General features: G+C 59.4%; 10 protein-coding genes. 5 read left to right on the plus strand and 5 right to left on the minus strand.

Annotation, left to right across the window (positions count from 1 at the left end; genetic code table 11):
* Positions 1-70: 70 nt before the first annotated feature.
* From ACA069_RS17880 to ACA069_RS17890, 3 genes are all read right to left on the minus strand, one after another.
* Entirely contained in the window at positions 71-3,745 is a 3,675-nt protein-coding gene (locus ACA069_RS17880; protein WP_497614666.1) for a translocation/assembly module TamB domain-containing protein, read from the minus strand.
* Positions 3,742-5,469 carry an autotransporter assembly complex protein TamA gene (locus ACA069_RS17885; RefSeq protein ID WP_497614668.1) on the minus strand — a complete coding sequence of 576 codons (1,728 nt, stop codon included), beginning with the start codon at positions 5,467-5,469 and terminating at the stop codon, positions 3,742-3,744. The genes ACA069_RS17880 and ACA069_RS17885 overlap by 4 nt, the downstream gene beginning before the upstream one ends.
* Before the next feature lie 65 nt (positions 5,470-5,534).
* The gene (locus ACA069_RS17890; protein ID WP_187681035.1) at positions 5,535-6,185 is read right to left on the minus strand and encodes a GNAT family N-acetyltransferase; all 651 of its coding nucleotides are present in this window, start codon (positions 6,183-6,185) and stop codon (positions 5,535-5,537) included.
* 303 nt (positions 6,186-6,488) lie between these two features.
* Between ACA069_RS17890 and xthA the strand changes: the two genes are divergently transcribed.
* Together xthA and ACA069_RS17900 are read left to right on the plus strand one after the other, a co-directional pair.
* Entirely contained in the window at positions 6,489-7,301 is an 813-nt protein-coding gene (gene xthA / locus ACA069_RS17895) for an exodeoxyribonuclease III (RefSeq protein ID WP_103305276.1), read from the plus strand.
* Positions 7,302-7,404: 103 nt separating this feature from the next.
* Complete coding sequence (locus ACA069_RS17900) at positions 7,405-8,739, plus strand: phosphate ABC transporter substrate-binding/OmpA family protein (protein ID WP_187680442.1); 1,335 nt, start codon at positions 7,405-7,407, stop codon at positions 8,737-8,739.
* A gap of 56 nt (positions 8,740-8,795) precedes the next feature.
* Here ACA069_RS17900 and ACA069_RS17905 read toward each other — a convergent pair whose 3' ends face one another.
* The gene (locus ACA069_RS17905) at positions 8,796-10,025 is read right to left on the minus strand and encodes an acyl-CoA dehydrogenase (protein ID WP_187680443.1); all 1,230 of its coding nucleotides are present in this window, start codon (positions 10,023-10,025) and stop codon (positions 8,796-8,798) included.
* Positions 10,026-10,196: 171 nt separating this feature from the next.
* On the opposite strand from ACA069_RS17905, the gene ACA069_RS17910 reads away from it, so the two are divergent.
* From ACA069_RS17910 to ACA069_RS17920, 3 genes are all read left to right on the plus strand, one after another.
* Positions 10,197-11,126, plus strand: a complete 930-nt coding sequence (locus ACA069_RS17910) for a LysR family transcriptional regulator (RefSeq protein WP_187680444.1) — start codon at positions 10,197-10,199, stop codon at positions 11,124-11,126.
* A gap of 70 nt (positions 11,127-11,196) precedes the next feature.
* Positions 11,197-11,598, plus strand: a complete 402-nt coding sequence (locus ACA069_RS17915) for a MerR family transcriptional regulator (protein WP_064117756.1) — start codon at positions 11,197-11,199, stop codon at positions 11,596-11,598.
* A 46-nt stretch (positions 11,599-11,644) separates the two neighbouring features.
* Positions 11,645-12,544: a hydroxymethylglutaryl-CoA lyase gene (locus ACA069_RS17920; protein ID WP_401268588.1), complete on the plus strand. Its 900-nt coding sequence runs from the start codon at positions 11,645-11,647 to the stop codon at positions 12,542-12,544.
* Between the two features lie 627 nt (positions 12,545-13,171).
* Here ACA069_RS17920 and ACA069_RS17925 read toward each other — a convergent pair.
* On the minus strand, positions 13,172-14,866 hold the full coding sequence (locus ACA069_RS17925; protein WP_497614672.1) for an AMP-binding protein: 1,695 nt from the start codon (positions 14,864-14,866) through the stop codon (positions 13,172-13,174).
* Between the last annotated feature and the right edge of the window lie 111 nt (positions 14,867-14,977).

The following is a 14,977-nucleotide window of genomic DNA, read 5'->3' on the forward strand; positions in this document are numbered from 1 at the left end:
CCTACAGGGATTGAGTAAACCCTTGTTGGAGCTGCCGATGGCTGCGATCTTTTGATCTTTCAGAGATGAATCAGAAATCGCGCTTGTAGAAGATATCCAGCGAACTCGCGACGCCACTGGCCGCTTCGAGGTAAACCTTCTTGCTCAGCTTGTACCGCAGGGCAATGGTGCTGGCCGGTTCAAACACGCCGACGCCATAACGCAAACTGAGTTTTTCGGAAATGTTGCCGCTGGCCACCACGCTGGTGGTGTTGCCGCTGCCCTGGGTGTCGAGCTGGAAATCCTGAATGCCCAAGTCCTTGGCCAGACTGCTCGTCACCCCAGAGCTGCCCATCAAGCCGAGACCCAACGCCGCTTGCGCGAGCATGTTGTTGTCTTCGCCGCTGGTACTCAGCGGACGACCAAGAACGAGGTAGGACAACGCCTGCTCCTGGCTCATCGCCGGTTCCGAGAAGATCTGCGTAGTCGGCTGCTCGGCACTGCCGCTCAGGCGAATACCGGCGATCACGTCGTCAGTCTGGCGAATCGCCTCGATGTCCAGATACGGCTGATCGAGGGGGCCGGCAAACAGCAGACGTGCACGCCGCACCGTCAGGCGCTGGCCGTAGGCGCGGTAACGGCCGTCGTTGAGCCACAACTCGCCGCGGGTGTCCATGTTGTCGCCGATGTGCACCTGACCTTGCAGATTGGCGGTCAGGCCGAAGCCGGCGAAGCTGAGTTTGTCTTCGCCGACGACTACATCAATGTCCATTTTCATGGCCATCGGCGGTTTGCCCTCTTCGGTCTGCGCGCCGACGATGATCGTGTCATCGGAGACTTTCACCGTCGATGGCGGCAATTCGCGCACGGTGATTTCGCCTTTGGGCACCCGCACTTTGCCGGCAATCTTCAGCTCATCACCGGCCATGGAAATCTTCAGGTCGGGCGCCACTTCAAGCTTGGCGTATGGCTCGACGGTGACCGGCAGTTGCGTACCTTTCAAAGCGAGATCAACCACCAGCGCCTGACCCCAGGCGACGTTGCCGTTCAGACTGCCCTGCCCGGTCTTGCCGCTTTTCCAGCCGCCGTCCAGACGCACCGACTCACCGGCAATCACGGCTTGCAGTTGCAGATTGTTGAGTTCCATCGGCAACTCGGCACCCGACACTTCGCCGTCGCTGAGCTGCACCGTACCGTTGACCAGCGGTGCCAGTAGCCCGCCGGAAATCGTGCCGCTACCGTTCAAGCGCCCGGTGAGTTTCTCGACCATCGGCACAAACGGCCGCACCACCGACAGATCCAGCCCACTCAAGCGGAACGAGCCGCTCAGCGGTTTGTTCTTCGGCAGCGGATTGAGCTGCGCCTGCACCATCAATTCGCCGAGTTTGCCGCCGACGAAATTGAGGTCGGTGTCGATACGCTTCGGCGTGAGTTTGCTGGTGAGCTTGAGCGTCTGGTACGGGAAATCCAGCCACTGATCTTTCTCACGCATGCGCAGCGTGCCACCACTGGCATCAACGCTGATCACACCGTTCGGGCCGCTGGCCGGCACGTCCAGTTGCAGATCGGCGTTGAGCTTGCCCTGCCAGGCGAAATCCTTGGGCAGCCACTGCGCCAGACTCTCAATCGGGAATTGCTTGAGGTGGTAGCGCAGTTTCGGATCGGGCATCAGCCGTTGATCTTCACCGCACAGGCTGGCGCTGCCGGACATCCAGCAGTGGGCGCCAAAGTTGATCTTGCCGTCGGCCAGACGTTCGAGTTTCGCTGGGTTTTGCAGCTTCCAGTCCTGGCCACCGGCCTGAATGTCACCGCTGGCCAAGCGTCCACGCCAGTTGCCCTTGTCGAGATTGCCGTCCAGGCCCAACGCCAGTTTCAGTTTCGGCCCGAGCAGATCGAGGCTGAGTTTCTGGCTCTTGATGTCGCCTTGGGCACTGGCGGTCAGTGTACCCAGCGACGTATCGCCAGCCTGAATCCCTGAGCCTTTCAGATCAATTTTCGCCCGTTGCGCACTGTCGAGGGTGGCGTCGAGGTTGAGGCTTTGCAGGCGATTGTCCTGGAAGGCCAGTTGCGAACCTTGCAGGCCTAGCTTGCCTTGCGGCGCTTTCAGCGTACCGGCTACGTTGACCTGACCGTTGATCTGCCCGCGCAATTGCGGCCACAGCTGGGCCAGACGCGACAGTTTGATGTCGATCTGCCCGGTGAGTTTCTGTTGCAGGCTGCCCTTGCCGATGATGCTGTTGTCGCCGAGGCGGATTTGCAGGGCGTTGAGATTCCACTGCTCGCCCGCACCGTCAGCCTTGGCTTGCAGGATCGCCGGTTGGCCGCGCAGTTTGCCTTTCAGATCGAGGTCGGCTGTCAGGCTCAAGCGCTCGTTCTTCATTTCGCCTTTGCTTTTCAGTGGCCCGGCCAAGGTGCCCGGCAGCTCCGCGACCCAGTACGCTGGGTTGAGCGCTGACAGATCCAGCGCCGTGTCCCAGGCGATGCCGTCGGCGAACTGCACGTTCACATGCCCTTCGGCCTTGCCCTGCCCGGCTTCCATTTTCAGTTGCGGCAGTGCGATCTGTTTAAGGCTGCCGCTGAACGGACTGCTCAGGCTGAACGCCCCCGCCGGGCCATCCAGCGCGGCGGCGAAGTTACCGATGTACTGACCGTCGGTGTAGGAGACTTCGCCGTTGAAGGTACGCAAGGCGACTTGCGGCTCGTCGATTTCGTTGTAGAGCCGATGCCACGGGAAGTCCTGCCAATTGATGTTGGCTTGAGCCGTGATGCCTTTGCTCCAGTCGACGCTGCCGGTGAGCTTGAGGCTTTGCTTGTCGTTGGCGGTCAGGTCGAGCCCGGCGATTTGCGCGCCGCTGGCGTCGACCTTGCCTTTGAGCAACAGCGCGACCGGGCCTTTATCAGCGGGCAGTGTGGCGTTGCCGTTTAGCTGATAACCATTTTTCAGGTCGCCTTCGCCGGTCAGCACCAGTTGATTGAGTTGCAGGGTGTCCGGCAGGTCGGCGCTCGGCTTGAACGCCTCGGAAGTGATGCGCACCTTGGCCGGCAGGTTTTCCACCAGCGGTTGCAGTTCACCGCTCAACTGGCCATCGAGGTAGCCACGGCTGTCGGCGTTCAGGTTGAGGGTTTTCAACAGGTCGCCGTCGATCTTTAACGCCAACGTCCATGGGCCGGTGCCCGGCGACGGCAGGGTCAGATCACCGGCGATGTTCAGTGGCCAGTTACCGGAGGGTTGCAACAGACCGGACAGATTCAGGCTGAGCTCGTCGCGCTGCAATTGCACGCTGTCGATCTGCATGCCCTTGGCGGTCCAGTGCGCCGCCAGTTTCAGGCCTTTGAGTTGTTCGCTGCCGTTAAACAACAGGCTGCCGACCTGCACGTCGCCCAGCTCGAGGGCCACCGGTAATTGCAGATCCGGCAGTTTGATCGGACCGCTTTGCGTAGTTTCTTCGCTCGGCGGGAATTGCAGAATGACCTGATCAGCCTTGAGCTGGTCGATGCACAAGGTCATGCGCGTCAGGCACAGCGGCGACCAGGCGAAAATCGGCTTCTGCAACTCGACGCGGCTGCTGTCTTGCTGCCACAACAGGTGATCGGCGCTCCATTGTCCGCCGAGGCGGCCCTGGAAATTTTCTACGCTCAAACCCGGCACCAGACCCAGCGCCCAACGGCTGCCAGCCTGCGTACCCAGCACCGCAGCGATGCTCAAGACAATCAACAACACCAGCGCCAGAAGCGTCAGTGCCGTTATTTTCAAACCACGTTTCACAGCTCAGGCCCCATGGAAAAGTGCAGCCGGATGCCGCCATCGTCGTCCAGCGCGTGGGCCAGGTCGAGGCGGATCGGCCCCACCGGCGAGACCCAGCGCACACCAATACCGACCCCGGTCTTGAGGTTCGGCAGTTCGAGTTTGTTGAAAGAGTTGCCCTGGTCGACGAAGGTCGCGACCCGCCACTTCTCGGCGACCGAGTATTGATACTCGACGCTGCCGGCAACCATGTAACGGCCACCGATACGTTTGCCGTCGGAGTTCTCCGGAGACAGGCTCTGGTAGTCGTAACCACGCACGCTCTGATCGCCACCGGCGAAGAAACGCAGCGACGGCGGCACCGACGCGTAACCGTTGGTGGCGCTGCCGCCGACCTGCACGCGGCCGAGCAAACGGTGTTTGTCGAACACCGTGGTCAGGCCTTTGACCAGCGCGGTGCCATATAGAAGGTTGTTGTCCGAGCCGAGGCCTTCCTTCGCGACTTTGCTTTCAAAGGTCAGGCGATAGCCATTGTGCGGGTCGATGCGGTTGTCGCTTTTCAAGTACGAATAACTGATGCCGGGCATCAGCAAGGTACTCAAACCCGAGTCATCACCGAGCTCGTATTCCTCGCGCTGCCATTTCAGCGAGATCACCCGTTGCCAGCCACTGGGCAACTTGCTGTGCCATTCCGGGCCGAAGGTCAGCAGCTTGCTCAGGGTGTCAGAACCCTCGATGTCTTCGAATTGATAACCACCGGCCCAACGCAATTTGTCGGTCAGCGGCGGGTCGAGCGGAATGTCGTAAAAGAGGCCGACGTTCTGCCGTGGCGCCGAGAGTTCGGCTTCCCAGCCATAACTGTCGCCCTGCGGATTGACCCAATGGCGCGTCCAGTTGGCCTTGATCCGTGGCCCGACGTCGGTCGAATAACCGAGGCCCAGGCCCATGGTGCGCGGCTTGCGCGTGTCGAGTTTGACGTCCACCGGGATCACCTCGTTTTTCGCGGTGGTCGGTGCGGCATCGACGCGCACCCCTTCGAAATAGCCGCTCGATTGCAGGTCGCGGTTGAGTTCGGCGATCAGCTCGGAGTCATACGGCTCGCCTTCCTTGAACGGCACCATGCGTTGCAGCAGGTCTTCGTCGAACGGCGTATCACCCTCGAAACTGACTTTGCCCAGCGCATAACGCGGGCCGCTTTCGTAGATCAATTCAACATCGGCGACACCGGCACGCGGGTCGACCATGAGTTTCTGACTGGTGAAATGGCCGCTGAAATAACCGAAGCGCGAGGCCTGATTCTGGATCAGCCGTTTGGCGTCTTCGTAGCGACCATGGTTGAGCACCGCGCCGGGCTTGAGCACGTCGGCTTTCGGCACGCGAAAGGATTTAAAGGAGGCAGCCGGGCCGTCGACACGGATTGTGACGTTGCGCAGACGAATCGGTTCGCCGGGATCGATGTTCAGCACCAGACGCGGTTTTTCGCCGCCCTTCACGTCGCTGTCGATCTGCGGCTGATAGTAGCCCAACGCCTGGGCCGCCTTGCGCGCCTGCTCTTCGGCACCGCGACTGAAGCGCAGCAAGGCTTCTTCGTCACGGTCACCGAGGCTGCCGATATAGCCTTCTATATTGGCCTTGAGTGCATCGTTGGACGGTTTGATCCGCACATCCAATTCACTTTGCGCCAGCGCCGCACAGCTGGATAACAGCATGAGCACGCCACTGGTAAATCTTCCTGGAAACTTCATGGCGCGAATGCTATCACGGGCTTGGGAGCGTAATAGAAGAGGAAATTTCCCAAGAAGTTCGATTGCTATGCTGTTGCAGTTTGTAACACCTGAGGGTTGGCGTGGAAAAATACGTGTTCGCGCACCGGGCCGACGGCAACTTCGCCAATCTCCTGATAACCCTGACGTTTATAGAATTCCAGGTAACGCGGGTTGCCGGTATCGAGCACCACGCCTTGCGAGGTTTCGTCCACCGCGCACCAGTTGTGCACGGCAGTCAGCAGTTGCTCACCGAAGTGTTTGCCTTGGAACTGCGGGTGAACACCCAGCAGCGGCAACATGTGCACCGAATCGCTCGGCACGCAGGCGGCCACGGCATCGTGATATTCCAGGTAGCGGCGAGTACAGCGGAAACCGGTGCTGAGCACCATGCGCAGGCGCCACGCCCAGCTCTCGGTGATGCCCAAACGGCGTTGCGGCGGTGCAATCAGGGCAATGCCGATCAGGCGATCGTTGACCAGCAGGCCAATGGCCGGCAGATCCTGCAGGAAGTGTTGTTTTACCAATTCGCGCACCGTCGCCCGCACCCGCTGCTCGTAGCCGGGACGCTCGGCTTCGAACAGGTAGCCGAAAGTCGGCTCGTGGCGGTAGGCCTGATACAGCAGGGATCGTGCTTCGCGGGAATAGCCGCGGTCGAGCATATGAATGTCGGCGATGGCGGTCTGGGTTTCAGGCATGACGGTGATTCTCCCCGGGGCGCGGCTAAAATGACTGCGCTCTTGTTGGTACGAACCTATTGCCGTTGGCACAGTTCCCCACAGGTATAGACCAACCTTGGATCTTCATCGAACGGGCGACCGCCAATCGCGAGCAGGCTCACTCCTACAGGGGTACGCATTTCAATTGTAGGAGTGAGCCTGCTCGCGATGACGCCGGTTCAGACAACATTTATCTGGCAGGCAAAAGCGATTTCCCCTACCCCACACTGGCCCCCACCCCACATGTCAGCTAGCATCGCCCTTTTGCCAGGACTGCCGACCATGAAGATTGTTTCCTTCAACATCAACGGACTGCGCGCGCGTCCGCATCAGCTGGCAGCGCTGATCGAAAAACATCAGCCGGACGTGATCGGCCTGCAGGAAACCAAAGTCCACGACGACCAGTTCCCGCTGGAAGAAGTACGTGCGCTGGGCTATCACGTGTATTTCCACGGCCAGAAAGGTCACTACGGCGTCGCCCTGCTCTCGCGTCAGGAGCCGATCGCGATTCACAAAGGTTTTGCCACCGACGAAGAAGACGCCCAGCGCCGCTTCATCTGGGGCACTTTCGCCGACGCCAACGGCGTTCCGGTGACGATCATGAACGGCTATTTCCCACAGGGCGAAAGCCGCGACCATCCAACCAAATTCCCCGCCAAGCAGCGCTTTTACAGCGATCTGCAAGCCTTGCTAGAAAGCCAGTTCCACAATGAACAGCCGCTGGTGGTGATGGGCGATGTGAATATTTCCCCGGAAGACTGCGACATCGGTATCGGCCCGGACAACATGAAGCGCTGGCTGAAAACCGGTAAATGCAGCTTCCTGCCGGAAGAGCGCGAGTGGATGGCCCGCCTGAAAAACTGGGGCCTGACCGACAGCTACCGCCACCTGAACCCGGACGTGACCGACATGTTCAGTTGGTTCGATTACCGCAGCCGTGGGTTTGAAGACGAGCCGAAGCGTGGCCTGCGCATCGACGTGATCCTCGCTTCCCACGGTTTGTTGCCTCGGGTGAAAGCGGCGGGTGTCGACTATGAACTGCGCGGGATGGAAAAGCCTTCGGACCATGCGCCGATCTGGCTTGAACTGGCCTGATCTTCAAATCGCCTGAAATTCTCCTGTGGGATCACTGTCATGTTTTGGTCATGCGCCTGACTTAATCTCCCCGGCAATCCCCTTGGCTTGATTCGGTGCCGGCATGACCCTGCGTGTTCTGTGCGTTTTTCTCTTGAGTGGATGGCTGACGGTCTCCGCCGCTGCACTGCCCATCCCTGAAAACGGCCCGGCATTGCGCATCCAAGGCTCGAACACCATCGGCGCCGAACTCGGCCCGGCGTTGGTCGAAGGCCTGTTACGGGAACAAGGGCTGCTGAAGATCCACCGCGAAACCCCGGACAGCGCCAACGAACTGCGGATCGTCGGCCAGTCTGCCCAAGGTAAAAGCGTCGTGGTGGAAATCGCAGCCCACGGTTCCAGCACCGGCTTCACTGCGCTCAAAGCCGCCGCTGCCGACCTCGCCGCCTCCTCCCGCCCGATCAAGGACAGCGAACTGCTCAGCCTGCAATCGCTCGGCGACTTGAAAAGCCCCGCAGCCGAGCAAGTCATTGCCATCGATGGCCTGGCAATCATCCTTCACCCCGACAACCCGTTGCAGCAACTGGACACCGAACAACTGGCGCGGATCTTTGCCGGCGAGGTGAAAACCTGGGAAGACCTCGGCGGCCATGGCGGGGCGATTCATTTATATGCACGCGATGATCAGTCCGGCACCTACGACACGTTTAAGGAATTGGTCCTCAGTCGTCGTGGGAAAAATCTGAGTAGCGTTGCGAAAAGGTTTGAATCCAGCGAGCAATTGTCCGATGCCGTCAGCGCCGATCCGCAAGGCATCGGTTTTATCGGTTTACCTTACGTGCGCCAGGCCAAAGCGGTGGCGATTGCCGATGGTGCGTCGCAGTCGATGCTGCCGCTGAGCAGCTTGATCGCCACCGAGGACTATCCCTTGTCCCGCAGGTTGTTCTTCTATATGCCGCCGAATAGCAAGAATCCTTGGGCGAAAGCATTGGCGGCGTTCGCGCAAAGTCGTCAGGGCCAGGCGATCGTGGCGGCCAACGGGTTTATCAGCCAGACCGTTCAGGCCATGACGGTCGCACCGAATGCGCTGATGCCCGAGGGTTACCAATCACTCAGCCGTCACGCCCAGCGTCTGACAGTGAACTTCCGTTTCGAGGAAGGCAGCGCGAGCCTGGATAACAAGGCGCGACAGGATCTGGCCCGGGTGCTCGACTATATAAAGCGTCAAAACAAGACTGATCGCACGGTGACGCTGATTGGGTTTGGTGATGTAAAGGACGACCCGGCGCGCGCGGACTTGCTATCGAAGCTGCGGGCGATGGCGGTGCGGCGGGAGCTGGTGAAGAACGGCGTGGTGTTGCGGGAGGTTCGCGGGTTTGGAGCGCAGATGCCGGTGGCGGCGAATAGTGCGGATGAGGGGCGGATCAAGAATCGACGGGTTGAGGTTTGGGTGTATTGAATTTGATGATTGATCGTTCCCACGCTCCGCGTGGGAACGATCACCGCTGTGCTGGATCAGCGCTCGCTACGCAGCATCTCCTTCGGCACATATTTGCCGATCTCGAACTTGCCGATTGCCGCGCGGTGCACTTCGTCCGGGCCGTCGGCCAGGCGCAGGGTGCGTTGCATGGCGTACATGTAGGCCAACGGGAAATCGTTGGAAACCCCTGCCCCGCCATGGATCTGGATCGCCCGGTCGATCACACGCAGTGCCACGTTGGGTGCGACGACTTTGATCTGCGCAATCTCACTCTTGGCCACTTTGTTGCCGACGGTGTCCATCATGTACGCCGCTTTCAGCGTCAGCAGGCGCGCCATGTCGATTTCCATCCGCGAGTCAGCGATCTTGTCGATGTTCCCGCCCAAACGTGCCAGCGGTTTGCCGAATGCAGTGCGGCTCACCGAGCGTTTGCACATCAATTCCAGCGCACGCTCGGCCATGCCGATCGAACGCATGCAGTGGTGAATCCGGCCAGGGCCAAGGCGACCCTGAGCGATTTCGAAGCCGCGTCCTTCACCGAGCAGAACGTTTTCGTACGGCACGCGCACATTGTCGAACAGCACTTCGGCGTGACCGTGCGGCGCATCGTCATAGCCGAACACCGGTAGCGGCCGAACGATTTTCACGCCCGGGGTGTCGACCGGTACGAGGATCATCGAGTGCTGGGCGTGGCGCGGTGCATCAGGGTCGCTCAGGCCCATGAAGATCAGGATCTTGCAGCGCGGGTCGCAAGCGCCGGAGGTCCACCACTTTTTGCCGTTGATCACCCACTCGTCACCATCGCGCACGGCGCGAGCGGCCATGTTAGTGGCGTCGGAGGAGGCAACGTCCGGTTCGGTCATGGCAAACGCCGAGCGGATCTCGCCGCGCAGCAGCGGTTCGAGCCAGCGTTGTTTCTGTTCTTCGTTGGCGTAACGCACCAAGACTTCCATGTTGCCGGTGTCCGGCGCCGAGCAGTTGAACGGCTCTGGGCCCAGCAAGGAACGGCCCATGATTTCCGCCAGCGGTGCGTATTCAAGGTTGGTCAGGCCGGCGCCGAGTTCCGACTCAGGCAGAAACAGGTTCCAAAGGCCTTCGGCTTTGGCCTTGGCTTTGAGCTCTTCCATGATCGCCGTCGGCTGCCAGCGATCGCCTTCGGCAACCTGGCGCTCGAACACGGCTTCGGCCGGGTAAACATAAGTGTCCATGAACGCGGTCACGCGCTCACGCAGTTCTTGCACCTTGGGCGAATAAGCGAAATCCATGAGCAGCTCCCGATGGTTAAGGCAGTTCTTGAGCAGAGGTTGTTTAAGTCATGCAATCGATGCTAGAACAGCGCTGATAATTTACCTAGCCTATTCTCGGCGTGTATAAACATTCATCACCGATATATGATCCAGTGATCGTCAGCCCTTAAAAACAAGAGAAGCCGCGTTATGAATCTGAGCAAGGTCGACCTCAACCTTTTCATCGTCTTTGACGCGATCTACACCGAAGCCAACCTGACCCGCGCCGGGCAGATTGTCGGCATCACTCAGCCAGCGGTGTCCAACGCATTGGCGCGGTTGCGCGAAACCTTCAACGATCCGCTTTTTGTGCGTACCGCCCAGGGCATGGTGCCGACGCCGATGGCGCAGAACATCATTGGCCCGGTACGCAACGCACTGTCGCTGTTGCGCGTGTCGGTGCAGGAAAGTCGCATTTTCAACCCGGCGCAAGCGGTCAAGACCTACCGCATCAGCATGACCGACCTGACCGAAGCAGTGATTTTGCCGCCGCTGTTCCAACGCCTGCGCCGTCTGGCGCCAACAGTGATCATCGAAAGTTTCCTTTCCAAACGCCGGGAAACCACCAAGGAACTGGCGGCCGGGCGTCTGGATTTTGCCGTGGACGCGCCGCTCAACACCGACCCGCAGGTGCGCCACGTCAAGTTGATGGAAGACCGTTACGTGTGTGCGATGCGCAAGGGCCATCCGATGGCGGGCAAGGAAAAGCTTTCCCTCGATGACTATCTGTCGCTGACCCACATCCATATTTCCAGCCGCCGCAGCGGTTTGGGTTATGTCGATCTGGCGCTGGGCAAAATGGGCATTCAGCGCAAGATCGCCCTGCGCTCGCAGCATTACCTGATGGCGTCCCAGGTGATGCAGCAGACCGATATGGTCATGACTGTGCCGGAGCGTTTCGCCCGGCGGCATGAACTGCATGCGTTTAATCTGCCGGTCAATGATGTGCCGCCGGTGGAGACTCACCTGTACTGGCATGAGAGTACCGACCAGGACCCGGCGAATCGCTGGATGCGCGAGCAGATGATCGAGTTGTGCCAACAGGTAACGGCGCATGAGAAGAAGCTGGATAAGGCGTAAGCAGTCCACGCTTGACGTAAACGTCAACCTGCCATTAGCTTAGCGCCAAGACCTTTTTTCGAGCGCTTTCATGAGCAGCCAGACTTACAGCATTTCCGACCTCGCCCGCGAGCTGGACATCACCACCCGGGCGATCCGCTTTTATGAAGAGCAAGGCCTGCTCAGCCCCGAGCGCCGAGGCCAGGAACGTATTTATTCGCCCCGCGACAAAGTCAGCCTGAAACTGATCCTGCGTGGCAAGCGCATCGGTTTCTCACTGGCCGAGTGCCGCGAACTGATCGAACTCTACGACCCGTCCAGCGGTAACACCAAACAGCTCAACAGCATGCTGGCGAAAATCAGCGAGCGCCGCGAACAGCTTGAGCAGCAGTTGCTCGACATCGAACAGATGAAGCTGGAACTCGACACCGCCGAAGAGCGCTGCGTGCAGGCGCTGGAGCAGACGCTCAAGAGCCAGCAAGCGGTTCAGTAAACCCACAAAAATCCCCTTGCATTCAGATAATCAGCAGGCTCAGCCCATGTCCCTCCCCTCCCAAGTACGCCTGATCGAAGTCGGCCCGCGCGATGGCCTGCAGAACGAAGCGCAACCCATCAGCGTCGCCGATAAGGTGCAATTGGTCGACGCCTTGAGCGCCGCCGGTCTTGGCTATATAGAAGTCGGCAGTTTCGTCTCGCCGAAGTGGGTGCCGCAGATGGCCGGTTCCGCCGACGTGTTCGCGCAGATCCAGCGCAAACCCGGCGTGACCTACGGCGCATTGGCACCGAATCTGCGCGGGTTTGAAGACGCCATTGCCGCCGGGGTCAAGGAAGTCGCGGTGTTCGCCGCTGCCTCCGAGGCGTTCTCACAGCGCAACATCAATTGCTCGATCAGCGAGAGCCTGGCGCGGTTTGCGCCGATCATGGAAGCGGCGAAACAGCATGGCGTTACCGTGCGCGGTTACGTTTCCTGCGTGCTCGGCTGCCCGTATGAAGGCACGGTCGCGCCGGAGCAAGTCGCCATGGTCGCCCGCGAGTTGTACGCGATGGGCTGCTACGAAGTGTCTTTGGGCGACACCATCGGCACCGGCACTGCGGGTGCGACTCGCCGTCTGTTCGAGGTGGTGTCGGCACAAGTGCCGCGCGACAAACTCGCCGGGCATTTCCACGACACCTACGGCCAGGCCATGGCCAACATCTATGCCAGCCTGCTCGAAGGGATTGCGGTGTTCGACAGCTCTATCGCCGGCCTCGGCGGCTGCCCATACGCCAAAGGCGCGAGCGGTAACGTCGCCACCGAAGACGTGGTGTACCTGCTCAATGGCCTCGGTATCGAGACCGGTATCGATCTGGACGCCTTGATTGCTGCGGGTCAGCAAATCAGCGCCGTGCTCGGTCGCCCAAGCGGTTCGCGCGTGGCCAAGGCCCGTAGCGCACAGTGAGGGAGATGGTGTTACCGCTGCGTCCGGAGTGTGGTCGCAAGCGAGTAACACGGAAACAAATTGTCTGGTTTCGGCTGAGCGAAAAACTCACCAAAAATATCAAACCATTGATTTATAAGGATTTTTAAAAGTTGGCACGCGTTCTGCTATCTCTATGGCATAACAAGAATAAAAAGCAGCAAACCAATAAAAATAAGACGTACCGACTCTGACATAACAAAAACAACACGACAGAGACGCAGCTAACAGATTTTTTTGGAGAAGGTGTGCTTTTCAGGGTGCTCTCAGGAGTGACCCGCAACCGGGCAGAGAACAATAAAACTACCTTCAGGTAGCTCCCGAATCGGTTGGATCGTTTAACGAGAAAGCAGATCAGCGCTCAAAAAAATACGTTTGCTCTTGACCCCGGATGGGGGTCGCCAAAAACAGCGGTAAAGGGCCACGGTTACCAAAAACAACAACAGACCGACCCTCAATAATAAAAAAGAGCACGCGACGACAAAATTAAAGGGGAGCCTCGGCTCCCCTTTGTGCTTTCTGTGTTTTGTGTTTTTAAAAGATCGCAGCCTGCGCAGCTCCTACACCGATCCCCTGTAGGAGCTGCCGCAGGCTGCGATCTTTTGATCTTCAATGCAGCGCCTTCAACTCCTCGATACTGATCTCACGCATCCTGAATTTCTGGATCTTGCCCGTCACCGTCATCGGAAACTCTTCGACGAACTTGAAGTGTCGCGGCGTCTTGAAGTGTGCGATGCGCTCCTTGCACCAGGTTTGCAGCTCCAGCTCGGAAGCACTGTGGCCGGGGTGAAATTTGATCCAGGCAACAATCTCCTCACCGTAACGCGAACACGGAATGCCGATCACCTGCACGTCCGCCACCGCCGGATGGGTGAAGAAAAACTCTTCCAGCTCACGCGGATAAATGTTCTCGCCACCACGGATGATCATGTCCTTGTTACGCCCGGCGATGTTCACGTAACCCTCGTCATTCATGCTCGCCAAGTCGCCGGTGTGCATCCATCCGGCCTCGTCGATGGACTCGGCGGTGGCCTGCGGGTTGCTCCAGTAGCCGAGCATCACGCTGTAACCGCGGGTGCAGAGTTCGCCGATAGTGCCGCGTGGAACCAGGTTGCCAGCCTCGTCGATGATCTTGCTTTCGAGTTGCGGCTGAGTGCGGCCGACCGTGGTCACGCGCAACTCCAGTTCGTCGTTCGGCCCGGTCTGGAGCGAAACCGGACTGGTTTCGGTCATGCCATAGGCGATCTGCACTTCGCTCATGTGCATCTCGCTGATGACCCGGCGCATCACTTCGATCGGACAGGTAGCGCCGGCCATGATCCCGGTGCGCAGGCTCGACAAGTCGAATTCGGCACGCTGCGGCTGATCGAGCATGGCAATGAACATGGTCGGCACGCCGTAGAGCCCGGTGGCTTTTTCCTCGGCGACGGTTTGCAGGGTCAGCAACGGATCGAAGGCATCGTTGGGATAAATCATCGTGCTGCCGTGGGTGATGCACCCGAGGTTGCCCATGACCATGCCGAAGCAGTGATACAGCGGCACCGGGATCACCAGTCGATCAAGCGGGGTCAGGCCGATGCTTTCGCCGACCATGTAACCATTGTTGAGAATGTTGTAATGACTGAGGGTCGCGCCCTTGGGGAAACCGGTGGTGCCGGAGGTGTATTGAATGTTCACTGGTTGATCGAAGTGCAGGCTGTCGCTGCGTTCGCGCAATTGTTGCGGGGAGATGCTGACGGCCAGATCGGCCAGTTGCGACCACGGCAGGAAACCTGGCGGCGGCTGGGTGTCGAGACTGATCACCCCGCGCAGATCCGGCAGGCGTTCGCTGCGTAACTGACCGACAGACCGCTCCGTCAGCTCCGGCAGCAATCCCTGCAACATGCCGTGATAGTTGGAGGACTTGAACGCGCCGGCGCAGACCAGCCATTGGCAACCGGATTGCTTGAGCACGTATTCCAGTTCGGAGCTGCGGTAGGCCGGGTTGATGTTGACCAGAATCACGCCGATCTTCGCGGTGGCCACTTGCGTGATACACCACTGCGCGCAATTCGGTGCCCAGATACCGAGCCGGTCACCGGCCTGTAAACCCAATGCGAGCAGGGCTCTGGCATGCAGATCCACCGCGTCGGCCAGCTGTCGCCAGGAATAGCGCAACTGCTGATGCCGCACCACTAGCGCCTCGCCATCCGGGTATTGCGCGACGGTCTGGTCGAACTTCTGCCCGATGGTCATCGCCAGCAAGGTTTTGTCCTGGGAGCCACGGGTATAGCTGCGCTGCGGGTTTGCACTGGGTTGATCCATGACGACCCCTATTGTCTTTATTAGTGGGTTTAGCAATCTTGAACTGCCCCTACTCTCGCTCAAGTTGACGTTAACGTAAAGGGTGATTGACAGTCATACCTCACAGGCTTA

It is taken from the genome of Pseudomonas sp. LBUM1652, assembly GCF_059716105.1.

Bases quoted from the DNA above. Each gene is read 5' to 3' on its own strand.
- ACA069_RS17885 (WP_497614668.1), bottom strand. From the start codon at position 5,469: ATGAAGTTTCCAGGAAGATTTACCAGTGGCGTGCTCATGCTGTTATCC.
- ACA069_RS17890 (WP_187681035.1), bottom strand. From the start codon at position 6,185: ATGCCTGAAACCCAGACCGCCATCGCCGACATTCATATGCTCGACCGC.
- xthA (WP_103305276.1), top strand. From the start codon at position 6,489: ATGAAGATTGTTTCCTTCAACATCAACGGACTGCGCGCGCGTCCGCAT.
- ACA069_RS17900 (WP_187680442.1), top strand. From the start codon at position 7,405: ATGACCCTGCGTGTTCTGTGCGTTTTTCTCTTGAGTGGATGGCTGACG.
- ACA069_RS17905 (WP_187680443.1), bottom strand. From the start codon at position 10,025: ATGGATTTCGCTTATTCGCCCAAGGTGCAAGAACTGCGTGAGCGCGTG.
- ACA069_RS17910 (WP_187680444.1), top strand. From the start codon at position 10,197: ATGAATCTGAGCAAGGTCGACCTCAACCTTTTCATCGTCTTTGACGCG.
- ACA069_RS17915 (WP_064117756.1), top strand. From the start codon at position 11,197: ATGAGCAGCCAGACTTACAGCATTTCCGACCTCGCCCGCGAGCTGGAC.
- ACA069_RS17920 (WP_401268588.1), top strand. From the start codon at position 11,645: ATGTCCCTCCCCTCCCAAGTACGCCTGATCGAAGTCGGCCCGCGCGAT.
- ACA069_RS17925 (WP_497614672.1), bottom strand. From the start codon at position 14,866: ATGGATCAACCCAGTGCAAACCCGCAGCGCAGCTATACCCGTGGCTCC.